Annotated in this window: 19 protein-coding genes; 7 read left to right on the top strand and 12 right to left on the bottom strand. The window is 71.3% G+C overall.

Annotation, left to right across the window (positions count from 1 at the left end; translation table 11 throughout):
- Window positions 1–58: 58 nt before the first annotated feature.
- The 5 genes from ACTMTB_RS16110 to ACTMTB_RS16090 form a co-directional block, all read right to left on the bottom strand.
- Window positions 59–2,482: a PEP/pyruvate-binding domain-containing protein gene (locus ACTMTB_RS16110; protein WP_441146390.1), complete on the bottom strand. Its 2,424-nt coding sequence runs from the start codon at window positions 2,480–2,482 to the stop codon at window positions 59–61.
- A gap of 425 nt (window positions 2,483–2,907) precedes the next feature.
- On the bottom strand, window positions 2,908–3,858 hold the full coding sequence (locus ACTMTB_RS16105) for an NADP-dependent oxidoreductase (protein ID WP_441146388.1): 951 nt from the start codon (window positions 3,856–3,858) through the stop codon (window positions 2,908–2,910).
- Between the two features lie 226 nt (window positions 3,859–4,084).
- Window positions 4,085–6,241 carry an amylo-alpha-1,6-glucosidase gene (locus ACTMTB_RS16100; RefSeq protein WP_441146386.1) on the bottom strand — a complete coding sequence of 719 codons (2,157 nt, stop codon included), beginning with the start codon at window positions 6,239–6,241 and terminating at the stop codon, window positions 4,085–4,087.
- 212 nt (window positions 6,242–6,453) lie between these two features.
- The gene (locus tag ACTMTB_RS16095) at window positions 6,454–7,365 is read right to left on the bottom strand and encodes an MBL fold metallo-hydrolase (protein WP_441146384.1); all 912 of its coding nucleotides are present in this window, start codon (window positions 7,363–7,365) and stop codon (window positions 6,454–6,456) included.
- A gap of 259 nt (window positions 7,366–7,624) precedes the next feature.
- Complete coding sequence (locus ACTMTB_RS16090; protein WP_441146382.1) at window positions 7,625–8,242, bottom strand: TetR family transcriptional regulator C-terminal domain-containing protein; 618 nt, start codon at window positions 8,240–8,242, stop codon at window positions 7,625–7,627.
- Window positions 8,243–8,380: 138 nt separating this feature from the next.
- Here ACTMTB_RS16090 and ACTMTB_RS16085 point away from each other — a divergent pair, with 138 nt between their 5' ends.
- Both ACTMTB_RS16085 and ACTMTB_RS16080 read left to right on the top strand, forming a co-directional pair.
- A complete protein-coding gene (locus ACTMTB_RS16085) occupies window positions 8,381–9,097 on the top strand; it encodes an SDR family NAD(P)-dependent oxidoreductase (RefSeq protein WP_441146380.1) in 717 nt (238 codons plus the stop codon).
- A gap of 35 nt (window positions 9,098–9,132) precedes the next feature.
- Entirely contained in the window at window positions 9,133–9,372 is a 240-nt protein-coding gene (locus tag ACTMTB_RS16080; protein WP_441146378.1) for a tautomerase family protein, read from the top strand.
- Between the two features lie 314 nt (window positions 9,373–9,686).
- Here ACTMTB_RS16080 and ACTMTB_RS16075 read toward each other — a convergent pair whose 3' ends face one another.
- Window positions 9,687–10,196: an RrF2 family transcriptional regulator gene (locus ACTMTB_RS16075; protein ID WP_441146376.1), complete on the bottom strand. Its 510-nt coding sequence runs from the start codon at window positions 10,194–10,196 to the stop codon at window positions 9,687–9,689.
- A 55-nt stretch (window positions 10,197–10,251) separates the two neighbouring features.
- Between ACTMTB_RS16075 and ACTMTB_RS16070 the strand changes: the two genes are divergently transcribed.
- Window positions 10,252–11,064, top strand: a complete 813-nt coding sequence (locus tag ACTMTB_RS16070; protein WP_441146374.1) for an SDR family oxidoreductase — start codon at window positions 10,252–10,254, stop codon at window positions 11,062–11,064.
- Between the two features lie 107 nt (window positions 11,065–11,171).
- Here the strand turns inward: ACTMTB_RS16070 and ACTMTB_RS16065 are convergent, their stop codons facing one another.
- The 3 genes from ACTMTB_RS16065 to ACTMTB_RS16055 form a co-directional block, all read right to left on the bottom strand.
- Window positions 11,172–11,753 carry a hemerythrin domain-containing protein gene (locus ACTMTB_RS16065; protein ID WP_441146372.1) on the bottom strand — a complete coding sequence of 194 codons (582 nt, stop codon included), beginning with the start codon at window positions 11,751–11,753 and terminating at the stop codon, window positions 11,172–11,174.
- Entirely contained in the window at window positions 11,746–12,960 is a 1,215-nt protein-coding gene (locus ACTMTB_RS16060; protein WP_441146370.1) for a hypothetical protein, read from the bottom strand. Before ACTMTB_RS16060 ends, ACTMTB_RS16065 begins: the two co-directional genes overlap by 8 nt.
- 97 nt (window positions 12,961–13,057) lie before the next feature.
- Window positions 13,058–13,504 carry an STAS domain-containing protein gene (locus ACTMTB_RS16055; RefSeq protein WP_441146368.1) on the bottom strand — a complete coding sequence of 149 codons (447 nt, stop codon included), beginning with the start codon at window positions 13,502–13,504 and terminating at the stop codon, window positions 13,058–13,060.
- Between the two features lie 378 nt (window positions 13,505–13,882).
- Between ACTMTB_RS16055 and ACTMTB_RS16050 the strand changes: the two genes are divergently transcribed.
- On the top strand, window positions 13,883–15,667 hold the full coding sequence (locus ACTMTB_RS16050) for an N-acetylglutaminylglutamine amidotransferase (RefSeq protein WP_441146811.1): 1,785 nt from the start codon (window positions 13,883–13,885) through the stop codon (window positions 15,665–15,667).
- Between the two features lie 46 nt (window positions 15,668–15,713).
- On the opposite strand, the gene ACTMTB_RS16045 is transcribed toward ACTMTB_RS16050, so the two are convergent.
- Window positions 15,714–16,850 (bottom strand): carboxylate-amine ligase, encoded by a 1,137-nt coding sequence (locus ACTMTB_RS16045; RefSeq protein ID WP_441146809.1) that lies wholly within the window; start codon window positions 16,848–16,850, stop codon window positions 15,714–15,716.
- A 318-nt stretch (window positions 16,851–17,168) separates the two neighbouring features.
- On the opposite strand from ACTMTB_RS16045, the gene ACTMTB_RS16040 reads away from it, so the two are divergent.
- From ACTMTB_RS16040 to ACTMTB_RS16030, 3 genes are read left to right on the top strand one after another with little or no spacing between them, the layout of a single operon-like run.
- Window positions 17,169–18,989: a glycoside hydrolase family 3 protein gene (locus tag ACTMTB_RS16040; RefSeq protein ID WP_441146366.1), complete on the top strand. Its 1,821-nt coding sequence runs from the start codon at window positions 17,169–17,171 to the stop codon at window positions 18,987–18,989.
- Window positions 18,990–18,999: 10 nt separating this feature from the next.
- Complete coding sequence (locus ACTMTB_RS16035; protein ID WP_441146364.1) at window positions 19,000–20,307, top strand: exo-beta-N-acetylmuramidase NamZ family protein; 1,308 nt, start codon at window positions 19,000–19,002, stop codon at window positions 20,305–20,307.
- An 11-nt stretch (window positions 20,308–20,318) separates the two neighbouring features.
- A complete protein-coding gene (locus tag ACTMTB_RS16030; protein WP_441146362.1) occupies window positions 20,319–22,139 on the top strand; it encodes a serine hydrolase in 1,821 nt (606 codons plus the stop codon).
- Between the two features lie 33 nt (window positions 22,140–22,172).
- On the opposite strand, the gene ACTMTB_RS16025 is transcribed toward ACTMTB_RS16030, so the two are convergent.
- Both ACTMTB_RS16025 and ACTMTB_RS16020 read right to left on the bottom strand, forming a co-directional pair.
- Window positions 22,173–23,591, bottom strand: a complete 1,419-nt coding sequence (locus ACTMTB_RS16025) for a WGR domain-containing protein (RefSeq protein WP_441146360.1) — start codon at window positions 23,589–23,591, stop codon at window positions 22,173–22,175.
- 172 nt (window positions 23,592–23,763) lie between these two features.
- The gene (locus ACTMTB_RS16020) at window positions 23,764–24,240 is read right to left on the bottom strand and encodes a heme-degrading domain-containing protein (RefSeq protein ID WP_441146358.1); all 477 of its coding nucleotides are present in this window, start codon (window positions 24,238–24,240) and stop codon (window positions 23,764–23,766) included.
- Window positions 24,241–24,380: the final 140 nt, after the last annotated feature.

Here is a 24,380-nt window from a genome sequence, read left to right as displayed (position 1 = left end):
TCGGGGGTGTCATGTCGGTCATGGTCGTCCTCGCGGTAGTGAGCTGGCGGTCAGGCGGTCAGTGGAGGGTGACGGTTCCGGCGCCGCCGTCCACGGTGACGAGCTGACCGGTGGAGATCGTTCGCGTGGCGTCGGGCACGCAGATGACGGCGGGGATGCCGTACTCCCGGGCCACCGTGGGGCCGTGCGCCATGATCGCGCCGGTCTCGGTGATCAGCGCCGAAGCGGTGAGGAACAGCGGGGTCCAGCCGGGGTCGGTGGTCGCGGCGACCAGGATCTCGCCGGGCTCGATGTGGGCGGTGGCCGGGTCGTGGACGACCCGGGCGGGGCCGGTCACCCGGCCCGCCGACGCACCCACGCCGGCGACGGTGCCGTCGAGGGCGGGCGCCGCCGGCAGTACGGTCTCGACGTCGGTGCCGTCGGAGAGCAACGCCACCGGCACAGCCCTGCGGCGCAACTCCCTGCGGTGTACCGCCCTGCGGGCGGCGACCGTCCCCCGGTGATCGATGCCCTGGTGCACCGCGGCGTGCACCTCGTCGAGGGTCAGGAACATGATGTCGTCGGGCTGCTCCAGCAGCCCGGTGCCATGCAGGTCGGCACCGATGAGCAGCAGTTGCCGGCGCGTCTCCCGCAGCGGGTACAGCCCGGCGAACTTGCCGGCCTCGCGCAGGCCGGCCAACGACCGGGCCCGGCGCAGCAGGAACCCGGCCATCGTGCCGCGTACCGGCCGCCGACGGCGGGCCCGCCTGACCAGCTCCTCGAGAGCGGCCTCGGCCTCGGCCGCGGCCCGTTGGAAGCGCTGGTCGGGCCCCTGTTGCGGATCGGTGACCCGCAGGTAGTTGGCGATCGCCGCGAAGACCGGTGCCGGATCCTCCGCCCACCGCGGTACGCCGAGGTCGACCTCGGCGACGCCGCGATGACCGTAGGCGTCCAGAAAGTCGGCCATCCCGACGTCGGGCAGCGTCCCGCGCAGATACCGCGCGGCCAGCTCGTCCGGCGGGGTGTCGAGTAGGAGCTGACGGTGTTCCCCCGCGCCCTGAGCGAGCCGCCAGAGCGCCAGGTTCATCTCGATGGTGACGTTGTGCGGCATCCCGCCCAGCACGGTGTGGATCTCATCCGGGCTCGCGACGCCCTTGAGCAACGAAGCCGGCAACGCGGCGGCCAGCATCCCGGTGACGATCGGCCACATGATCGCGTCGGCGCCGTCCTCGGAGTCCCGCGCCTGTAGGAAGCGGAGCCGGTCGGCGGCGGTCCGCAGGTCGGCGGGGGCCGCCGACCGTACCCTCATCTCCTCGATCGCCTGGAACATTCGGATCCGCGCCGCGTCGGGACGGGCCAGCGCGCGCAGGATCCCCACCACCGCGCGGCCGGCCGTCCGCAGGGACGCGGCCCCCGGCGCCGCGCCGCGCCGCGTGCTGCCCTTGGCCGGCGCGAACCGCGGATCCGCCAGGACGTGCTGCATCACCGCTTGTGCCCGCGGGCCGAAGTCGACCGCCATGAGCTTGACCAGCCGCTTGCGGGATGACCTGCGCCGGGCCAGCTCGGTCAGATCACCGTAGAGGCGACCGCCGATGTCGACGATCTCGACCCGGACGCCGAGCGAGGCGAGCATCGCCGCGATCTGTGATCGCAGGGTCGACATGCCCATCGGGGTGACCGGTTGCAGCATCCCCTGGACGTGGCCGAACTCCAGGTAGACCCGGGGGAGGGGCTCCCCGGTCTCCGGAGGGAGGGGAAACAGGCTGGTGATCGGCCGCGATTGCAGCAACCACAGCACGCCGTCTCCGTCGAACGCCCACTCCACGTCCTGCGGGCAGCCGAAGTGACCCTGCAGCCGCTCACCTGTTGCTCGCAGCTCCGCCAGGTGCGCGGATGTCAGACATCCCGCGTCGGCTCGGGTCACACCGTCGAGGACGTAGTGATCTACCGTGACCGCCCCGTCCACCACCGTCGTGCCGAGTCCCGGCGCGGCGTCGACCGCCATCTCGTCGCGGCGACCGGTCACCGGGTTCGCGGTGAACAACACCCCCGCCACCGAAGGGGCGACCATGCGCTGCACGACGACGGCCATCCGCACCGCCTGATGATCGATCTGGCGGGCGTCGCGGTAGGCGGTCGCGCGGACGGTGTGCAGCGATTCCCAGCACTTCCTGATCGCGGCGATCAGGTCCGGGGTGCCCGTGACGTTCAGGACGGTGTCCTGCTGCCCGGCGAAACTCGCCTCCGGCAGGTCCTCCGCGGTGGCGCTGGAGCGCACCGCCACCGGGCCCGCACCGAGCCGCTCGTACGCGGCGATGATCTCCGCCTGCGGAATGACGCCGAGTCGATGAGCCTCGGCCGTGACGCAGAACCCCTCGGGGACCCGCTCACCTCGCCGGATCAGCTCGCCCAGCCCGGCCGCCTTGCCGCCGACCAGGTCGACCATGTCGGCGGTTGCCTCGGACAGCGCGATCACGTGCACGTGGGCCTTCTCTCTATGCAATGCATCTGCATTGCATCCCACGCTACCCGGTTGACGATGCGACTGCAATGTCACCGCGAGGGGGCAGGCCGTACCGTCCGGAGCGGGACCTGGGTCGGCCGAGATCGCCGCCATGTCGACTGGTGAGTGAGGAACCACAGGTCAGGGCGGCAAGGACCGTGCGAGTGGTCGTGCGGCGGCCGGCGGCGGGCATCAACGCGTGTCGGCGAGCTACCGCTCGACCGGCCGTGGCACGCCGTGCCCGCCTACCCGACGGTCAGCGAGATCTGGTTGCGACTGCTCGAAGCCTACGGACGCCCCACCGTCCGGATTCCGGCGGTCGTCGACGATGGTCTCGTCCCGGGTACGCCCCGAGAGCCCGACAGGCAGGCGGCCGTCCCGTCCTCACCCCGCCGGGGGCGACATCGGCGACTTCGACACCGGCCCTAGTCGGCGACGTGGATGACGATCTTGCCGCGGCGTTTGCCCGTCTCGAGCGCCTCGTAACCCGAGCGCGTCTCGGTGAGGGGCAGTACCCGGTCCAGCACCGGCCGCAAGTGGCCGTGGTCGACGAGCTCGGCGATGGAACCCAACGCGTTCCGCTCGGGCTCGACGATGAAGTACACCCCGCGCACGCCGTGCCGGGCTGCTTCCTGCTCGTCAGGAGGCGTGGCGAGGCTGACCAGAATGCCGCCCGGCTTCAGCACGGACCAGGACCGCGACTGGGTGGCTCCTCCGACGAGGTCAACGACGACGTCCAGGTCGCGGACGTGATCCTCGAAGCGGTCCTGCGCATAGTCGATTGCCTGCTCCGCACCCAGGTCCTGGACGAACTCCAGGTCGGCCGCCGCCGCCGTGGCGCTCACGCGAGCACCGAGGCTGGCCGCGAGCTGCACCACGTAGTTCCCCACGCCGCCGGCGCCGCCCTGCACCAGCACGTGCTGGCCTTCCTGCAGATCGGCGTGGTCCACCAGCGCCTGCCAGGCGCTCAGCGCAGCCAGTGGGAGCGCTGCGGCGTGGTCATGGTCGACGGTGGCGGGTTTGGCCGCCACGACGGCCGCGGGCAGGACGACATACTCGGCGGCAGCGCCATCCCGGGTGAACGGGATCAACGCGTAGACGGCCTCCCCCACGGCGGGGCTCTCCACCCCCGCGCCGCACGCCGCGACGACTCCGGAGAACTCGTGCGACGGGATGATCGGGGTGCGCTCGGGTCCTGTCCCGTCCGAGCTGTGGGTCCAGGTTTCCGGCCAGGTGAGCTCGCGGGGTGTCATGGAAGCAGCCTTCACGGCCACCAACACCTCACCGGGCCCCGGCTCGGGCCGCGGCGCCTCCTCGTACACGAGTTGCTCCGGGCCGCCCCGGCTGTGCGCCCTCACGGCGTGCATCGTGCTCATCCGACGGTTGCTCCCTCCCCGAGGCATGGCGATCAGCGCAGCAGCCCCGGAGGATGAACCCAGGCTGACTTTCGCATTATCTGGCGGTTCGGCAGCCGCCCGCCGAACTTCCGCAATCCCGGGCGCAGACAAGCGTTGCCGAGCACCGTCACCGGCGTCCTGATTCCTGCCTGCACCCTGGCGTCGGCTCACCCGTGCCCCACAGCCCGCCGGAGGTCGGCGTGCGTCACGCCGCTTCCGTGAGGGTGGCGTGGCAGCCGATGGCGTCGACGTTCCACCGCCGGCCCCCGGCCATCACGTTGTGCAGGCGAATTCGGCCGAGTTCGTCGGGCAGATGTGGGTCGGCGACGAGGGTGTCCGCCTGCGGGTTCAGGCCGAGCATGGTGCGGAGTAGGAGCAGGGGTGCGCCGCTGGCCCAGGCCTGCGGGTTGCAGGCGGTGGGGTAGGGCACGGGTTGGCGGCCGAAGGACCGGTCGTAGCCGGAGAACGCCTCCGGCAGGCGGTGCTCGGAGTGACGGGCGGCCTCCAGCATGGCCATGGCGATGCGGTTCGCCTCGTCCCGGTAGCCGTAGCGAGCGAGGCCGGCCGCGATGATGGAGTTGTCGTGCGGCCAGACGGTGCCGAGGTGGTAGCCGATGGGGTTGTAGCCGGTGTCGGCGGTGGACAGGGTGCGGACTCCCCAGCCGGAGAACATCTCGTCGGACATGAGTTGCCGGGCGACGTGCCCGGCGCGGTCCTCGGGCACGATGCCGCTCCACAGCAGATGACCCATGTTGGAGGTCATCGAGTCGACGGGCCGCTTGTCCCCGTCCAGCCCGACGGCGTAGTAGCCGCCCCGGCGCGGGATCCAGTAGTCCCGGTCGAACTGCTCACGCAGCCGGTCGGCCTCCGTCCGCAGCCGGCGGGCCAGGTCCGGGTCCTGCCAGGGGCCGTCGGCGAGTTCCGCGAGGCGCACCTTGGCGTCGTAGGTGTAGCCCTGCGTCTCGCAGGTGGCGATCGGTAGGACCGGGACGTTCCCGTCGGCGTACTGCACGCCGTCCGGGGAGTCCCGCCAGCACTGGTTGCCCAGGCCCTGGTCGGAGCGGGTGGCGTACTCGACGTAGCCGTCGCCGTCGCGGTCGCCGTGGTGGTCGATCCAGCCAAGGGCGGCGTCGGCGTTGCCGCGCAGCCGGCGGACGAGTTCGTCGTCGCGGGTCCACCGCCAGTACTCCGACAGCAGGATCAGCCACAGCGCGGTGGTGTCGGCGCCGCCGTAGTAGGGGCGGTAGGGCTTGAGGCCGAGCCGGGTCAGCTCGCCCGACCGGTACTCGTGGAAGATCTTGCCCGGTTCCTGGTCGGTGAACTCGTCGAACGTGGTGGCCTGGTGGGCGGCCAGCACGATGAGGGCCCCGCGGGCGACGTCGGGGCCGCACATCATGGTCTGGTAGGCGGTGATCAGGGTGTCCCGGCCGAAGACGGTCAGGAACCACGGCAGGCCGGCGGCGATCAGGACGACCGGTTCCCCGGCGATGGTCTTCTCGATCCGCATCGACACGAGGTCGACCGCCGACTTGTGGTAGACGTCCCGGACCAGGTCGGCGTCCGCGTGCAGGTGCGGCTTGCTCGCCGCCCATCGGGTCGACGGATCCTCCATGCCGTGGTCGACGGCCTGTCCGAACTCGCGGGGCGTGGGGCGGTAGTCCTCCTCGCCGCAGCGCAGCGGTACCCACAGCTCACAGCCCCACTGCTGTCCGCGCGCCAGCCTCAAGTTCCATTCCAGCGTGTCTCCGTCCACCTGGTCGGCCGGCGGATCAGCTTCGATCCGTACCGTCGCCGCGTAGTCGCCGTTGCGGTACGCGAACTCGAGGGCCGACCCGTCCGGCGCGTGCCGGCGGACGATGTGTGAGCTGCGGTCCCGGCCGGACTCCTTGATCTCGAACAGGTCCGCGAAATCGGTTCCCACCGCGAGCCGCAGCCGCACCTGTGCCGGCTCGATGCCGAAGTAGCGCAGCTCGACGCGTTCGTAGAGCCCGTCGCCGACGAACCGTTGCCGCCGCACGCCGACCCGGTTGGCCGGCAGCCCCGGTAGCGCCGAGTTGGCCAGGAAGAAGGCCGCCGAGTACGGGTCGACGGTGCCGGAGGAGAGCACCAGCAGCGGTGCGTCGCCGATCGTCAGCACCCACCTGCTCACGAAGCGGGTGTCGTCGTGCACGAGCCCGCCGATGGACTCGTCCGGCACGTTTCCCACGGCGTCGGAGAGCATGAAGGTGCGCCCCTCCAACACGCCGATCGCGTCCGGCCCCAGCTCGGGCGGGAGGTCACGGCAAGCGCCGCTCGGCACGCGACGGGTGGTCCCGGTGACCATCGGATCCATGGGCGTGGGACGCCCGGAGGCTGCCGACACCGACACCTCCTTCCGCTGCGAGTGGGGCTCGCGTCAAGGCGGGCGCGTGTCCGCAGCCTATGAGCGCTCCTCAGGTCCTGCAGGCAGATCGGCGCATCTGTCTGGGTACGGCCTTGAGGGCTGGACCGCGAGGCCCGGGGCCATGCCCGCTGCCCCCGGGCGGCGTCGTCGGGGGTTCGTGTCGCGCCGCCGGTGCGGGGTCGGTGGTCGGCTCAGGGCGCGATGCCGAAGGGACCCATGCTGCCGTAGTCCAGCCGGAGGGCTTCGGCCATTGCCCATGCGTTCGGCAGGGTGAAGACGTCGGCACCGCCGAGACGCTGGCTCCACCGCGGAACGAGTTCATCGGCGGCCCGGGCGGCCACGGCGTCCAGGTAGGCCTTGAAGATGGCCCAGGCGTTGGTGGCGTCGACCGGGGCCAGGATCTTCTGCACGTCGACCGAGGAGAGCGCTGCCTCGGTGGTGGAGCGGAGGTCTTTCAGGTATTCGATCTGCGTCCTGACATCGTCCGGGGTGCCGGGCCGCGTGACGTGTCCGCCGACGAGCTTGTCGAAGGGGTAATCGAGCGTCTGTTCCTGAGCGTTGACGAAGCCGGGGATGTTCGCGGAGACGGCGAGGTTGGAGAACGGGACCCAGCCGGGGAAGATCACGTCCACGAGCATCAGCACACGTTGCGTCGGGGCGTAGATGAAGATGTTTCCCTCGGCGTGGTTGGGGCCCTTGTAGTCGAGCTGGAGGTTGTGGTCTCCCGCTTCGATGGTCAGCGTGTCGTCGAAGACGTGTGTCGGCAGCGGGCGGTTGGGGTCGCGGAGCAGCGCGAGTCGTTCCGCCGTGATCCGGTGCGCGTAGCGCGGTACATCCTCGGGATAGACCGACATCGCTCCGACGTGGTCGGAGTGCTGGTGGCTGTAGACGACCTGGGTGATGGAGCGGCTGGTCACGCTGCCGATCGCGCGGAGAATGTTGTGGCCGAGGGTGGGTGGCGCGTCGACGGCGATGACGCCTTCGTCCGTGACCACGAACATCATCTGGTACATGCCCTCACTGAGCCAGAACACCCCGTCGGCGATCTCCTCCAGGACGTACCCGGCCTTGGGGATCTCGGGGCCCAGGGCGGCCTGCGGCACCGGGGCCGTCGGTAGCTCTCGCGCTCGCGCGGCGAGGTCCGAGTACGGCGTTTCCGACACGTGTGGCTCCCTGCCTCGCCAACCGCACTGACCAACGGTGCCGCTACGGTGCGCCACGGTCGCTGGGTGACGAACCGCCTGGCGCACGCTCGATCGTCCTCGGCGGGGGTCCGGGCCGGCAGCCGTATCGCCCGATGCTCATCCGCAAGGGGACACCCGATGGCTCGGAGGCTCCGCACCCGGTTCGGCCGGGAATGGCTCAGTCGGTCGGCCGCGCGTGCGCCGGCACCTGGAGCAGGTCCAGGCAGTTGCGCCACAGCGTCTCCAACTGTCCCGGGTCGTTGAGCAGCTTCGCGAGCAGGACCCGCCCCTCGATCTGCGCGACGATGGACCGGGCGGCCTCCCGGGATTCGACCGACGGACCGGCCTGGCCCTGCTCCTTCGCCTCGAGGACCACCTGCTCGATGAGGTCGATCTGGGCCTCGAAGATCTCCTGGAGCCGACGGCGGATCTCCTCCGCCTGGTTGCTGAGTTCGAGGGCGAGGTTGCCGAACAGGCAGCCGGCGACCAGGCCGACCTGCTGCTGCCCGGTGCGCTGCACCTCCTCGGTGGCCTCGAACAGGTCCCGCAGGCGGCGCAGCGGGTCGTGTCCGCTGCCGAGCAACTCCTCCCACCGGCGGCGCTGGGTCGCCCAGTGCTCGTCGATGACGGTGAGGGCGAGTGCCTGCTTGGACTCGAAGAAGTAGTAGAAGCTGCCCTTCGGCACGCCGGCGGTCGCGCAGATCTCGGCGACCCCCAGCGCCGCGTAGCCGCGCTGCTCGATCAGCGTGGCGGCTGCGGCGAGAAGTTTGTTCCGTGCGTCACTGGTCCGACCCATCCTTTGACGATACACGACCGGTCGGCTAGCTTTTAGTCGACCAGTCGTCTAGTGGTCGTCCGGCTGCCGCGATCGCGGCTCCCGGCCCCGTCAGCCGCCGTCCTACCAGGGCTTCGGCCAGTCAGGAAGTGGTTCGTCATGAGCAGCAGTCAGGTTCAGAAGGTCGCCGTGATCACCGGTGCCTCGCAGGGCATCGGTGCCGGCCTCGTGGACGCGTACCGCAAGCTCGGGTACGGCGTCGTGGCAACCTCACGGTCGATCGGTGATGCCCATGATCCGGACATCCTCACCATCCGGGGCGACATCGCCGACCCGGACACCGCGCAGCGGGTGGTCGACGCGGCGGTGGAGCGTTTCGGCCGTATCGACAGCCTGGTCAACAACGCCGGCATCTTCGTCGCCAAGCCGTTCACCGACTACACCGACGAGGATCTCGACCAGGTCACCAAGGTCAACCTCGTCGGGTTCTTCCACGTCACCCGACGGGTCCTGCCGCACCTGCTGGCAGCCGGCGGCGGTCACATCGTCACCATCACGACCAGCCTGGTGGACCAGCCCAGCGTGCACGTCCCGTCCGTGCTCGCGTCGTTGACCAAGGGCGGCCTCAGCTCTGCGACCAAGTCGCTGGCCATCGAGTACGCCAGTCGTGGAGTCCGGGTCAACGCTGTCGCGCCCGGGATCATCAAGACCCCGATGCACCCGGTCGAGACCCACGACGCGCTCGCCGGCCTGCACCCGGTCGGTCGGATCGGCGAGACCAGCGACGTGGTCGACGCCGTCGTCTACCTCGAATCCGCGCCCTTCGTCACCGGCGAGATCCTGCACGTCGACGGCGGCCAGAACGCCGGGCGCTGACCGCCAGCACCGCAACCCGTAGACAGGAGCATCCCGTGCCGATCGTCAACATCCAGATCACCCGCGAGGGCAGCAGGCCCGGCGCGTCGGCGGCGACCGCCGAGGAGAAGGCCGCGCTGATCAAGGGCGTGAGCGAACTGCTGCGCGACGTCCTCAACAAGCCGCTGGACTCGACCTTCGTCGTCATCGACGAGGTCGAGACCGAGAACTGGGGCCGGGGCGGCCTGCCGGTCGAGCAGTACCGCGAACAGCAGCGGTCACGCGCCAGCGAATAGGACCGCGTGCGCAGTACCGCGGCGTGCGCTGCGACAGCGACAGTGGGTGACGTCGTCGTGAACCTGCACCGACAGGACCGACGGCAGCCTTGACAATTTCCCCCACCAAGGGGGGTCGGCCGGTGGGCGAAGTCATAGCTTCGCCCACCGGCCGATCATCGTCTCCGGCCCGTGCGCCCGGGCTCACCGCGCCGGCTGAGCCGGCCGCCGGTCGGGGCTTCGCCGTGATCACACCTCCGCTGATCCGCGCAGCGAGTGGTCGATGCCGGCCGAGTCCCGTCAAGGACGCCCGATCCGACCGCCGCCCTCCGCGATCACCCCTGCTCGCCGGTCGCGGTGTCGCCCGCGTTCCGCGCGGTGAGCCAGGTGCTCAAGCCGGCGAGCGCGGCAGGGCCGTAGTCGTCGTCGACACCGCTGGCGAGGTCTGCGATGGAGATCGCCTGTAGGGCGGCGCGCCAGGCGGCGTCGGCGCCGGCCATCGCGCGGGCGATGGGGCACGGCCGGGTACAGGCCTCCTGCGGTGTCGCCAGGGGGCCGCGCTGGCGGATCTCGGTGCACACGAACGCGGGCTGAGCGCCGTCGACGGCGGTGACGACGTCGAGCATGGTGATCAGTTCCGGTGACCTGGTCAGGACGTATCCGCCCGCCTTGCCCTGGACGGAGGTCACGAGGCCGGCGCGGGAGAGTGCCTGCAGCTGTTTGGCCAGATAGCTGCCGGAGACATCGTGCAGTTCCGCCAGCCGGGCAGCCGGCACGGGCTCCGTCGCCGTGGTCAGCACCACGCAGCAGTGCAGTGCCCACTCGACCCCACCTGACAGCTTCATCCGACCCCCCGCTTGACTCGGACAAAGTTTATCCGATTACTGTCTCGGACAAGAGTTGTCCGAGTTCGAGGCGGGGTCCTCGACAAATCTGGCGTGCCTGCGCGGCGCGCGTGGAAGGGTGAGAGCCATGAAGCTCACAGTCATCGGTGGTACCGGAATGATTGGCTCGCAGGTGGTCCAGAAGCTGATCGCGGCCGGACACGAGGCCGTCCCCGCGGCGCCGTCGACCGGCGTCGACCTGCTCACGGGGGAGGGCCTGGACCAGGCGCTGGAGGGCGCTGACGTCGTTGTCAACGTTTCCAACTCGCCAACCTTCGACGAGGCCTCGCTCGGCTTCTTCCGTACCTCCATGACCAACCTGCTGGCCGCCGGGGAGCGCGCCGGTGTCCGGCACCAGGTGGTCCTCTCGATCGTCGGCGTCGACCAGGTGCCCCAGCTCGACTACTACCGCGCCAAGACCCTGCAGGAAGAACTGCTCCGGCAGGGACCGACGCCGTACTCCATCGTGCGTGCCACCCAGTTCTTCGAATTCGTGAACGCGATCCTGTCCTGGACCTCCGACGACACCACGGTCCGGCTGCCCGCCACCCCTGTTCAGCCGATGGCCGCCGCGGACGTGGTCGACGCGGTCGTCGACGTAGCCACCGGGACGCCGCTGCAGGGCATCCGCAACGTCGCCGGCCCGGATGTCTTCGCCCTCGACGACCTCGGCAAGGTCACCCTGGCCGCGCAGCAGGACAACCGGAACGTCGTCAGGGACGACGGGGCCGGCATGTTCGCGGCCGTCAGCGGCGACGTGCTCATCGCGGGCCCGGACGCACACCTGGCACCCACGCACTACCAGGACTGGATGCGGTCCGCCCGCTGACCGGGTGCGCAGCCGTCAGGAGCACTGGCGAGCATCGGGGGCCGGAGTCGCCCCCGATGCTCGCCGCCCGCTTCCCGGTCGGCCGGGCTGCGTCGCCGCGTGGTTCTTCAGCCGGCGGACGGCTTGCGGAGCGCGTCGCGGACCCGGTCGACGACCGCCAGCGCGGGACCGGCCGCCAGGTTGCCCTTGGCCGACTGCGCGCTCGGGTGTGGTCGGGTCGGTGCGGTGGCCTCCGCGGCGCGTACGGTGGCGGCGAGGGTACGCAGCCGGTCGGCCGGCACGTGCTGTCGCAGCCGGGGGAACTCGTAGCGCTCCTCGTAGCGGGCGTGGGTGAGCACCGCGTCACGGAGCAGGATGATGCCGGTGTCGAAGCCGTCGGCCTCGACGCCGCCGGCGATCAAGGTCTTCAGCGTCTCCTTGGCCTGGCGCTCCTCGTCGAGCCGGTCGTCGACCATGGCGGCGCCGCCACCGCCGGGTAGGGTCCGGGCCAGCGGGTGGACGATCTCCTCCTCGGCGGTCTCGTGCGCGGCGAGGAGCCGGACCAGGTCGTCGAACGCCTCCCGGCGGGTGTCGCCGGTGCTGCCGATGACCAGCAGGAAGAGCTGCTCGACGCGCGCGTGCTGGGCGAGCAGAAGGTCGACCACGTCCTCCTCGGGCCCGGGCGTGGCCGGGGCGTCGGTGTCAGGCATGGCTACCTCCCCGGGCGCGCAGCCCCTCCACCGGGTGCGGTCCCTCGGTCTCGATGCGGTACTCGTCGCCGAAGCGCTCGCGGTGCATGTCGATGACCTGCTCGGTGGGCGGCTGCTGACCGTCATGCAGCTGCTGCTGCATCCACTCGAAGCGCTCGTGCGCCTCCGTGACGTAGCCCTCGCCGAGTTTGGTGAGGTCGATCTGGGTGGCCAGCAGGTGGCGCAGGTACTCCTTGTTCGGTTCGAAGGTGAGCGGCTCGGGCAGGCCGGCGCTGCCGACGATCTCCTCCGGCTCGCGGCCGTCGTGTCGGCGCAACAGGTCGGCCGCCTGCTGGAGGTGGGCCAGCTCCATCTGTAGGTGCAGCTCCCAGACCGCCCTGATCCGCGGGTCGCTCTCCTGCTGCAGGAACGAGTAGTACAACCAACACTCGTTGTACTCGTGGGTCAGCAGTCGCTCCCACCAGCTCTCGCCCGGGTCCAGCAGCGACTCGTAGTGGGTGACGTGCTCCTGCTCGATCAGGCTGATCTCCTGGTAGAGCTGGCGCGCGATCGGCTCCATGTACTGGGGGCCGACGTTCATGTAGTAGAACATCACCTGCTGCTCGGCCGAGAGGATCGTCAACGCGTTCAGCTTGGAGCGCGGGTCGACGGAGTTCCGGTCGTACGGGGTACGGACCTCGTCGAACGGGTGCCGGTGCTCCTGCACAGTCGGCCGGCCCGGCATGACCTCGGTGAGGCCGTCGACGATCTTCTCCGCCTTGCGCCGCTCGACCATCTCGTAGAGGTTCGCGTAGCGGTACAGGTGGTCGAAGTCCTCCAGCACCCCGAACTCGTACGCCTGCTTCAGGTAGGGGTCCGGTTCGTGCCGGGCCACCCAGGCCGTCAGGTCGACAGCCACCTGTTCGTAGCCGAGGGTCGTCTCCAGCACGCTCGCCACCCCCGGCAGCAGCCAGTTCACCACCCGCTGCTGCTGGCTCTCCACGTACCGCACGTACGCGAGCTGCCGCCGGACCTCCTGGTCCGGGCAGACGCGGGCGAACTGGTGCTGGAAGTTGATCGCCTCGACCTCGATGCCGTTCATCGTGATGATCCGGCACCGGGTGTAGGGGTCGACCGCCTCGGGATCGATCGGTTCGACGTTCAGTTCACGCCAGTTGCGGATCTGGCTCTCCAGGGGGATTCCCTTGTGATCCAGCGGGTTGAACATGTCTCTCCATTCGCGTCGGGGTGCGCTCGTCGGGTGCTGCCCGGGCTCGTCGAGCGGAATCGCCCGAACAGGCGCTGGTGTCGAGGGGACGTGTCGGTCAGCCGGCAGACGCCGGCTGGTCGGCAGGGACAGTGCCGTCGAAGGAGCCTCGTGGCGCCAACCGCCGGCTGCCGCCGTGCCCGCGGGCCAGCGGGAAGCGAGTGACGACCGGAGGTACCGTCGCCGTGGCGCGGGCCGAGGCGATGTCGAGATCGGGCTGCGCTGGCACGCCGGTCACCCCGAGGATGTTGCGCACGAAGGGTGGGGCCGCACGGAGGGTCAACCGCCCACCGGCCGAGGTGACCAGCTCGCGCACCTGCCGCAGGGCATCGATTCCCGGCGTACCGAGGTAGGTCACCGTCGACAGGTCGAGCGCGATCGGGGGCAGCGGAGGACGGCAGAGGAACTCCACCAGCTCCACGAGCAGGTGCGCGTTGCTCATGTCGATCTCGCCACCGGCGGTGATCACCTTGGTGGCGCCGTCGCAGCTCAGCGACAACGACATGATGGGTTGACGTGTTCCTGGTCGCCCTTCGGCGCAGGATGGGGCAGGCCCTCGTTCTTCGGGAGAGTCCGGATCTGTTGACATGGCGCCTCCGCCCTTCACCGGGGATCACCCGCTGCCCACAGGACGGTGCGGCAGCGGCGGTTCAGGGCGCATTTCTTGACCCGGAGTTGTCCCTACCCCCGGAAGCCCGTCGTACACCCGTCCGTCGCCGCCGGCGGCGTGCGCCGAAGAACGCGAGGTCGGCAGCCGGGTTTCCCGGGATGGGCTTCGGGTAGTCGCCGGCTCCGGTACCGCCGGCCGATCGCCGAGCGGCAGACGACGGTGGCAGGAGTGTTGTCGTGTTGCGTGCACGTCGAGCGATCGGGCACCGGTGAGATGTGCGGGATCAGCGGTGAGGCGAGGTTCGACGGCACGACCCCCGACGCCGGCGCGGTGACCCGGATGGCCGAGGCGATGCGCTCCCGGGGCCCCGACGGCGAAGGGTTGTGGAGCGACGGCTGGGTCACCCTGGGACACCGCCGGCTGACCGTCATCGACCTGTCCGAGGCGGGCGGCCAGCCCATGGTGCGCGAGGACCTGGGGCTGGGGCTCGTCTTCAACGGATGCGTCTACAACTACCACCAGCTGCGCGACGAGCTGCGGGAGGCCGGGCACACCTTCCACTCCACCAGCGACACCGAGGTCATCCTCGTGGCGTACGCGCAGTGGGGTGAGCATTTCGTCGACCACCTGGTCGGCATGTTCGCCGTGGTGCTCGTGGAGCGGCCGCGGCGCCGGCTGGTGCTGGCCCGGGACCGGCTGGGGATCAAGCCGCTCTACCTGGCGGAGTCGCCGGGGCGGCTGCGGTTCGCCTCCACCCTGCCGGCCCTGCTGGCTGCCGGGGACGTGGACACCGGCATCGACCCGGTGGCGCTGCACCACTACCTCTCCTGGCATTCGATCGTGCCGGCGCCCCGGACCATCCTGCGCGGGGTGCGCAAGCTCCCCCCGGCCACGGTGCGGGTGGTGGAGTCCGACGGAAGCAGCCGCGAGCGCGTCTACTGGCAGCCCGACTACCAACGGGACCCGGCACACGCCGGCATGGACACGCGGGACTGGCAGGCCGCGACCGGCGACGCGCTGCGCACGGCCGTGCGGCGGCGGCTGGTGGCGGACGTACCGGTCGGGGTGCTGCTCTCCGGCGGCCTGGACTCCAGCATGATCGTGGCGTTGCTCGCCGAGGCCGGGCAGCACCACCTCCAGACGTTCAGCATCGGCTTCGACAGCCGCGGCGGCGAGGTGGGCGACGAGTTCCACTACTCCGACCTGGTCGCCGCCACCTTCGGCACCGACCACCAGCGCATCCAACTCGGCAACGACGACCTGGTGCCGGCGGTCCGCCGGACGATCGAGGCGATGACCGAGCCGATGGGCAGCCACGACGTGGTCGCCTTCCACCTGCTCTCCGAGCAGGTGGCCCGCCAGGTCAAGGTGGCCCAGTCGGGTCAGGGCGCCGACGAGGTCTTCGCCGGCTACGCCTACCACCAGCCCCTCACGCAGGTACCCCGCGACGGCGCCGCCGAGGCGTTCGCCGCCGCGTTCTTCGACCGTGACCACGCGGAACTGGACCGGGTGGTCGACCCGGCGTACGCGTGCGACCACGACGCCAGCCGCGAACTGCTGGACGCGCACCTGGCCGCGCCCGGCGCGGACACCGCACTGGACGCGGTGCTGCGCCTGGACACCCACCTGATGCTGCCGGACGACCCGGTGAAGCGGGTGGACAGCATGAGCATGGCGTGGGGGCTGGAGGTGCGCACGCCGTTCCTGGACCAGGACCTCGTCGCCCTCGCCGCAGCCTGCCCGCCGGAGCACAAGGTGGCACAGGGCGGCAAGGGGTTGCTCAAGGAGGTGGCCCGGGAGGTGCTGCCGGCCGAGGTGATCGACCGGCCCAAGGGCTACTTCCCGGTGCCCGCCCTGCGTAACGTCGACGGGCCGGTGCGGCACCTCGTCGAGGAGGCCCTGACCGCGCCGGCCGCCCGGGAGCGCGGCCTGTTCCGGCCCGGGTACGTCGCCGACCTGCTCGCCGATTCGGCCCAGGCGCAGGCCGCAGCCGGCAGCAACAAGCTCTGGCAGCTCGGCCTGCTGGAACTCTGGCTCCAAGCCCACGACATCCACTGACTCCCGGCGCGCTCGCTCGTCCGGCTCGGTCGACCGGGCCGCGGGTTCAGTGGGCGGTGGTCTGGGCGGTCAGGTGTTCCAGAACGGCCTGGACGTCGCCGTCGGTGCGGGCCATGATTCGCCGCTGTCGGGTCGCGCCGGTGCCGTCCCGGCGTATCCGGTCGAGCTGGGGCAGCACCAGATCGAGATCGCCGTGCCGGGTCAACGCGGACGCGACGGTGACGAGGAGTTCGTCGATCAGGTCCCAGGCGGGACGGGCGCCGCCGCCCCGCAGGTCGATGAGGTCACCGTCGACCCCGTTGTGGGCGGCCCGCCAGTGGGCGGCGGCGACCAGGCAGTCCCGGACCGGAGTGGCGCGGACCCCGGCGCGGACGTCGTCGGCCATGGTGGCGACCAGCGCCCTGACCAGCGCGGCGACCAGCACCGTGTCGTCAACGGTGGGGCAGACATCGCCGACCCGGACCTCCACGGTCGGGTACGCCGCGGACGGGCGGGCGTACCAGTAGACCATCGCCGCGTCGAGCATGATCCCTGCGGCGATCAACTCCTGCACGGTGGCGTCGTAGTCGGCGACCGACTCGAAGTGCGGGGTGGGTCCGATGCTCGGCCAGCGTTCCAGCTGCATGGACCGCCAACTGGCGTGCCCGGTGTCCCTTCCGTCGTGCAGGGGGGAGTTGGCGGTGAGCGCCTGCACCACCGGCAGCCACAGGCGCAGGTGGTTGCACACCTGCACGGCCAGCTCCCGGTCCGGCACACCGACGTGGATGTGGCAGCCGCAGACCGCGGGGTCGTGGGCCACCGGACCGAACCGGCGGGACATGGCGTGGTAGCGCTGCTCGTCCGGCACCGTACGGTGGGCTTCGCACACCGGGGTGGCCCCTACCGCGACGAGGCGCGCCCCGGCCGCCTCCGCCGCCCGCGCGGCGGCATCGCGCAGCGCGACCAGGTGTTCGCGCAGCTCTGTCAGGTCGGTGCAGGCGGGGGTGACCATCTCCACCATGCTGTGCCGGAACTCCTGCCGGCTCTGCTCCCGAGCGGTCCCCGACAGCGTGTGCAGCACCCGGTCGGCGACGGGCAGGCTCTCCCCGGTTGCCGGGTCCAGGAGCAGGAACTCCTCCTCCACTCCCAGGGTGAGAGTGGTGGGAGTGGCTGCCGCGGGGGCGGCGACTCGGTGCGGCTTCATGGTCACGTCCGATCGTAGTCGCGCGACGACCTCGGTGTTGCCGATCGTCAAGCGCCTGCCGTCGCAGTGGTGGTTCTCCCCGGCACGGGAGAGATAGGCCACCAACAGGGTGCCGCCGGGGGAGAGGGGCCGGCTGGCGGCGGGGTCGCCTGGTTTTCGCCACTGCGCCACCGCCACCTCAGTCGCGGCACTGACAGAACCACCCAGGCGGGGCTGGGCCGGCCGGTCGGCCCAGTCCCGAGTTTCGTAGCTAATCTTCTTGACTGCTCATTCATATGTAGCTAAGTTTCAGCCACCCGGACTGAGAGGTCGTCGTCTATGAAGACCCGATCCGTCACCGCGACCGTCCTGATGGCCACCCTGGTGACCACCCTCGCGCCGCTCCCCGTCCACGCCTCGGCCGAGCCCCCGCTCCCGCCCACCGCCGAGCAGGGCTGGGTCACCTCGACGCTGCGGCACATGAGCCTGGAGCAGAAGGTCGGGCAGCTCTTCTCCACCTACGTGTACGGCAGTGACGCCACCGAGCCCACGGCCGCCGACCGCGCCGCGAACCGCGCCGCGTTCGGCGTCGAGACTCCGGCCGAGGTCATCGACCGGTTCCACCTCGGCGGCGTCTGCTACTTCTCCTGGTCGCACAACCTGGACAGTCCACGTCAGATCGCCGGCCTCTCCAACGGGCTCCAGCGGGCCGCCCTCGGCGACGGCAGCAAGGGGCGCGTCCCCCTGCTCATCTCCACCGACCAGGAGCAGGGCACGGTGCTGCGGATGCCCGCTCCCGCCGCGCAGTTCCCCGGCGCGATGGCGCTGGGCGCCGGGCGCTCACCGCAGGACGCGCGCACGTCGGCGGACATCACCGGGCGTGAGCTGCGCGCGGTGGGCATCCACCAGCCGTACGCGCCGATCGCCGACGTCAACGTCAACCCGGGCAACCCGGTCATCGGGGTACGGTCGTTCGGCGCCGACCCCACTTTGGTGGCCGAGCTGACCGCCGCGCAGGTCGCCGGGTTCCAGGACGGCGCCGGCGTGACCGCGGTGGCCAAGCACTTCCCCGGCCACGGCGACACGGCCACCGACAGCCACACCGGCCTGCCGGTGATCAACCACAGCCGGGCGGAGTGGGACCGGATCGACGCGCCGCCGTTCCGGCGGGCGATCAGTGCGGGCGTCGAATCGATCATGACCGCGCACATCGTGGTGCCCGCGCTCGACCCGTCCGGCGACCCGGCGACGTTGTCGCCGACGATCCTCACCGGCGTGCTGCGCGGTGAACTCGGCTTCCGGGGAGTCATCGTCACGGACGCGCTGAACATGGCCGGCGTGCGGCAGAAGTACGGCGACGAGCGGGTGCCCGTACTGGCGATCAAGGCCGGCGCCGACCAGTTGCTGATGCCGCCGAACCTCGCGCTGGCCCGGGACGCGGTGCTGCGGGCCGTGACCACGGGCGAGCTGACCGAGCGGCGGATCGACGAGTCGGTGCGGCGCATCCTCGGCATGAAGTACCGGCAGGGGCTGGCCCGGTCGCCGCTGGTCGACGTCGAGCAGGCGGTACGGACGGTCGGGGCGCCCGGGCACCTCGCCGCCGTCACCCAGGTCACCGACCCGACGCTCACCGCGGTGCGCAACGACGCCGGGCTGCTGCCGCTGGCCGGCACCGGCCGGTCGGTGCTGGTCACCGGCTGGAACAGCGCAGCCTTCGCTCCGGTCGCGACGGTCGCCGACGGGTTCACCGCCCGCGGCGCCCGGGCCACCGCCCGGCCGGCCACGCTGCCGTCCGACGCGGTGATCGCCGCGACCGCCACCCAGGCGGCCGAGCACGACCTCACCGTCGTGCTGGTCAACAAGGCGTGGGACACCACCATCACCGATCCGCGGGCCACCCAGCAGCGCCTCGTCGCGGCGTTGCTCGCCACCGGCAAACCCGTGGTGGTGGTGGCGGTGCGGGACCCCTACGACATCGCCCACCTGCCGGACGTGACCACCTATCTGGCGACCTACTCGTACACCCGGGCGGCGATGGACGCACTCGTCCGCGCGCTGCACGGCGAGCTGTCCCCCCGGGGGCGGCTGCCCGTCACGATCCCCACGGCCGAGGGTCCGGGCACCGTGCTCTACCCCTACGGCCACGGCCTGACCTGGTAGGAGGCAACCCATGCAGCGTAGGAATTTCCTCGCCGGCGCGGTCGGCGCGGGAGCGCTCGGCACCGGCGCCGGGGCGCTCGGCGTCGGCGCGGCCCTGACGCCCGCGGCGGGCAGCCCCGGTGTCCGGCGGGTCCGCACCGGTCTGGACCAACTGGTGGCCTCCGACTTCGCCGTGCTCGCCGGCCAGCGGGTCGGCGTCGTCTCGAACCCGACCGGCGTCGACGGGGCCTACCGCCACCTCGTCGACCTGATGCACGGCTCGGGCCAGGTCCGGCTGACCGCGGCGTTCGGCCCCGAGCACGGCTTCCGTGGCTCGGCCCAGGCCGGAGGCAGCGAGGGCACCGGCGTCGACGCGCGCACCGGCATCCCCGTCTACGACGCGTACGGCGCCTCGCTGGCCCGGTGGGAGAGCATGTTCACCGAGGCGGGCGTGGACACGGTCGTCTTCGACATCCAGGACGTCGGGGTCCGCTTCTACACCTACATCTGGACCATGTACACCTCGATGGTCGCCGCGGCCCGGGTCGGCAAACGCTACGTCGTGCTGGACCGTCCGAACCCGATCGGCGGGCGGGCCTACGGGCCGATGATGACCGCGCCGTACACCTCCGGGGTCGGCCTCAAGGAGATCGTCCAGCAGCACGGAATGACCGTCGGGGAACTGGCCCGGTTCTTCAACGGCACGTTCCTGCCCGTCGAAGCCGGACGACCGGTGGACCTGCACGTGGTGCGGTGCGAGCACTGGAAGCGGGACCGCCTCGCCGCCGACACCGACGTGCCCTGGGTGATGCCCAGTCCGAACATGCCCACCCCGGACACCGCGCTGGTCTACCCGGGTACCGGCCTCTTCGAGGGCGTCGCGTCGATCACCGAAGGCCGCGGCACCTGCCGTCCGTTCGAACTGATCGGCGGGCTGGCGACCGACTTCGACCACCACTGGAGTGATCGCCTCAACGCCCGGGACCTGCCCGGAGTCGAGTTCCGCGAGGCGTACTTCGCACCGACCTCGGCCGGGCAGAAGCCGGCGCTGTTGAACAAGCTCTGCGCCGGCGTCGAGGTCAAGGTCGTCGACCGGGCGGTGTACGACCCGATCCGTACCGCGGTGGCGATGCTGGTGGAGGCGCACAAGTACCCCGCGTTCGCCTGGCGGCGTGACTCCTGGGACGCCGTCCGCCCGTACTGGATCGACAAGCTCACCGGGTCGCCCCGGCTGCGTACCCAGATCGACGCCGGGGCCGACGTGGACGACGTCGTCGGCGCCTGGGCCGACGAACTGGCCGCGTTCGACCGCCAGCGCCAGCCCTACCTGCTCTACTGAGGAGTGTGGCCATGACCACGTCGTCCCGCCCGCTGCACCGCCCGCCCGCGCTCCGCCGGCTCGCGCTCGGCCTGGCCGTGGCCATCCTCGGTACGACCGCGCCGGCCACCGGGGCGGCCGGCGCGCCGCTGCGCGACGAGGCCGGGCCGCCGGCCGTCACCCCCGCCGACATCCACTTCCGGCAGGACACGCTGCGGCCCGGCAGCGCCCGCGAGGTCGGTCTGCTCCCCGCGCCCGTGGACCGCCTCCCCGCCGACCTGGCGGCTTATCTCCAGCCGACGCCGGACCACCCCGGGTATCCCGCGTACGCGGGCGCGGTGGTCCTGGCGGCCAAGGACGGCGTGGTCGTGCAGCACGCCGCCGTGGGCACCGCGGTCCGGTACGCCGCTGTCGGACCGCCGCCCGGGCTGGTCGGGGTGGAGCTTCCCGCCGACCAGCAGATCCCGATGCGGCCCGACACGGTCTTCGACCTGGCCTCGGTGTCGAAGCTGTTCACCACGATCGTCACCATGCAGCAGGTCGAGCGGGGGCGGGTGGAGCTGGACGCCCCGGTCGCCCGCTACGTCCCGGAGTTCGCGGCCGGCGGCAAGGAGGCGGTCACGGTACGGATGCTGCTGACCCACACCTCGGGTCTGCCCGCCTTCACGCCACTGTGGAGCAGGTACCCGACGCCGGCCGAGCGGTTCGCCGCCGCGCTGGCCACGCCGCTCGCGGCCGGGGCGACGCCCGGCACCCGCTACGTCTACTCGGATCTCGGCCTGATCGCGCTGGGCGTGCTGGTGGAACGGGTCACCGGGCGGCCGTTGGCCGACCTGGTCCGCGACGGTGTCACCGCGCCACTGGGCATGACCGACACCGGCTACAACCCGGGGCCGGAGCTGCGGTCGCGGATCGCCGCCACCGAGTACCAGCCGTACGCCGGGCGCGGCATGGTCTGGGGTGAGGTGCACGACGAGAACGCCTGGTCGCTCGGGGGCGTGGCCGGGCACGCCGGGGTCTTCTCCACCGCGGCCGACCTGTCGCTCCTCTGCCAGTCACTGCTCAACGGGGGCGAGTACCGCGGGCGACGGATCCTCCGGGCGGACACGGTGCGCGCGATGCTGGTCAACTACAACGCGCCGCTGGAGGCGGCCTACCCGGAGAGCGATCGCGGGCTCGGCTTCGAGCTCAACAAGCACTGGTACATGATGGGGCTCTCCTCCCCGGTGGCGTTCGGGCACACCGGCTTCACCGGCACGTCGCTCGTCATCGACCCGCTCTCCCACTCCTTCCTCATCCTGCTGAGCAACCGGGTGCACCCCGACCGCGGCTGGGGCAGCAACAACGTCGCCCGGCGCGCGGTCGCCCGCGACCTCGCCGAGGCGATGCCGGTGCGGCCCCGGTCGCGGGAGGCCTGGCGGGCCGACCCGCGCGACCTCGCGACGGTCACCCTCACCGCCCCGCTGCGCCGGGCCGCGCACGGCGGCGCCGCGAGCTTCCTGCTCTGGTACGACACCGAGCCCCGCTACGACAGCATGCGGTTCGAGGTCTCCACCGACGGGGGCCGGACGTGGGCTCCGGCGCGGATGCTGCTGCGGCACGGGGACCGGCGCTGGACCAGCGACGGCACGGTCACCGGGTACGGCGGCCGGGTCTGGTGGCAGGCCTCGGTGGCGCTGCCCGACCAGGCGACCCACCTGCGCTGGAGCAGCAGCACCGACGGCTCCGGCCAGGGTCGTGGGGTGTACGTCGACCGGGTCGTCGCGGGGGACCGGGACGGGGTGCTCTTCGACGGCGAGGGCGTCGACGCCGCCCTCGCCGTCGCCGACGGGTGGTCACCCGCCCGCACCTGACCGGAACAACACGGCGTCGACAGGCGGGCGTGCTCAGCGCAGCCGGCGGATGTCGCCGTACGCCCGGTAGAACCCGCCTCGGCCGGACTCGCGGACCTCGGTCACCAGGTAGCGGGCGCCCGGCTCGCGGATGCCCTTGGGGAACTGCACCGACCAGTCACGCCGGTAGCCGTCGGAAACCACCTGGACCCGCAGCCGCCCCCGATCGTCCAGGCACTGCACGACGACGCCCACGCCGGCGTCGCTGGTCACCTCGACCACCGTCGGCTCCACGGTCCGCGGTGCCTGGCGGGGCGCCTTGACGTCCAGCACCTGCGGCACGTCGCCGACCTGGGCCGCCCGGATCGCCGGCTCGCTGGCGTCGATGCAGGCCAGATGGCCGCCGGTGGTGACGACATAGAGCCGATCGTCGTGGTACTGCATGGAGTACGCCGAGCCGCAGCCCGTGCCGAGCTTCCACAGTCGGGTGCCCGCCGCGTCGAAGCAGTAGATCGAGGACTGGCTGTCGCCGGCGAAGACGTACCGGCCGCCCTGCGCGGTCGCGCAGGAGAAGACCGGGGCGTCGCACCGGTAGCGGCGTTCGACCCGACCGTCCTTGGCCAGCCGCACCACCTCGCGGGTGCTCGTCCCGGCGAACACGCTGCCGCGCTCCTGCCACCCGAAGAGCACCGAGCCGGTGCTGGTGTGCCAGAGCTCGCGGCCGGTACGCCAGTCGTAGCCGGTCACCCCCTGGGAATGGCCGTGGTAGAGCGCGTCGGTGTCGCAGCGCACCATCCAGGCGGAGCGGCCCCGCCCGGGCCGGCGCCAGAGGAACTCGTCCTCGTGGTCGATTGCGGCGATCCCGCCGTCGGCGTCCGAGACGCCCAGGACGCCGTCGTGGATGTCCAGCCAGTAGATGTCGATCTCCGGGGCGATCGCGTACGCCACCCGGGGCACCTTGCCGGAGAGGTCGTAGACGTTGCCGTCGTCGCAGCCGGCGTAGATCCAGGCGTCGTCGGCGACGATGCACTTCACCCCGTCGGGGAGGCGGACCTGGCTGCGCACCTGGGCGTCGTGGCCGAGGGTGGTGATCACCCCGTGCTCGTTGCCCACCATGCAGTGCTGCCCGTCGACGAAGATGCCGAAGGCGGGGGCACCGGAGTCGTAGCGCCACAGCACCGGGGCGGTGCGGGCGGTGGAGCGGGTGCTGACGATCTGCCGTCGGGAGACGCTGCGCTTCTTTCTGACGCCGGGGACCGCCGGGGCGTACCCCTTGCGGACCTTCTCCCCGATCTTCTTCGCCGCGGCCGCCCGGGCCCGCGCGTTGTCCGGATAGGCGCTCGCCTTGACCTGCCCCTGGTCGCCGATCCGGCCGTAGCGCACGGTCAGCGTGGCGTCCTCGACGACGACCTCGTAGAACTTGTGCGCACCGTCCACTTCGGACAGTTCGAGGTAGGTCGTCTCCTGCGACATGAGGGCCTCCGAGGGGTCAGCGACCGGCCCGACGTGGCCGGCGCGGCGACAGTGACCACACGCTAACCGCCGCCCCCGACAAGATCGTCGGGGTTGACGAGCCGCTGGCGGTGGCCCGTCAACCCCGACCCGTGCCCACCAACGCCCGGGTGCCTACCGCCCCGGTGTACGACTAGCGCGAGGTTCCGCGAAGCATCTCGACGACGAAGCGGTGGTCGTCCAGTTGCGGAAGTCCGGAGACGCCGAACCAGCCGACCACGCCGGTGCCGCGCACGCGCAGTGGCACCGCGCCCCCGGCGGCCGCGTACTTAGCGGCCGGCAGTCCGAATCTCTCCGCCAGGGTCACCTGCTTGTCCTGGCACAGCCGTGCCATGTACAGCGACGAGTGCTCGAACCGCATCACCACTCGTCCCTTGCGGCGCAGCCACCCGTCGTTGTCCAGCGTCGAACCGGGCAAGCCGCAGTGGAACAACTGGCGCCCGGTCCGCCACACACCCACCGAGATCGGCAGCTGCCGCTCCCTCGCGGCGGCGACCGCCCGCATCCCCAACTCGTACGCGTCCGACTCCGACAGAGCCGGCAGCTCCAACTCGCCCTCCTCGCGCAGCAGCTCCTCCAGCGTCGGCCACGCGTCATGGTCAAGTGGCATACGTACCTCTTCTTGGTCGAGTGGCGGACTGCGCCGGGTTCGGTGTCCGTGCCTGTTGATTGTCGCAAACCGGATGGGTGCCTCCTCCGCGATGGGCGAGACGCCGGCAACGTGCGCACATGATCAATGTCGGTGCTGCG

Source organism: Micromonospora sp. L32 (genome assembly GCF_052068055.1).
In the GTDB taxonomy this organism is placed as follows: Bacteria; Actinomycetota; Actinomycetes; order Mycobacteriales; family Micromonosporaceae; genus Micromonospora; species Micromonospora purpureochromogenes.
This window is presented reverse-complemented; position numbering and strand designations above follow the sequence as displayed.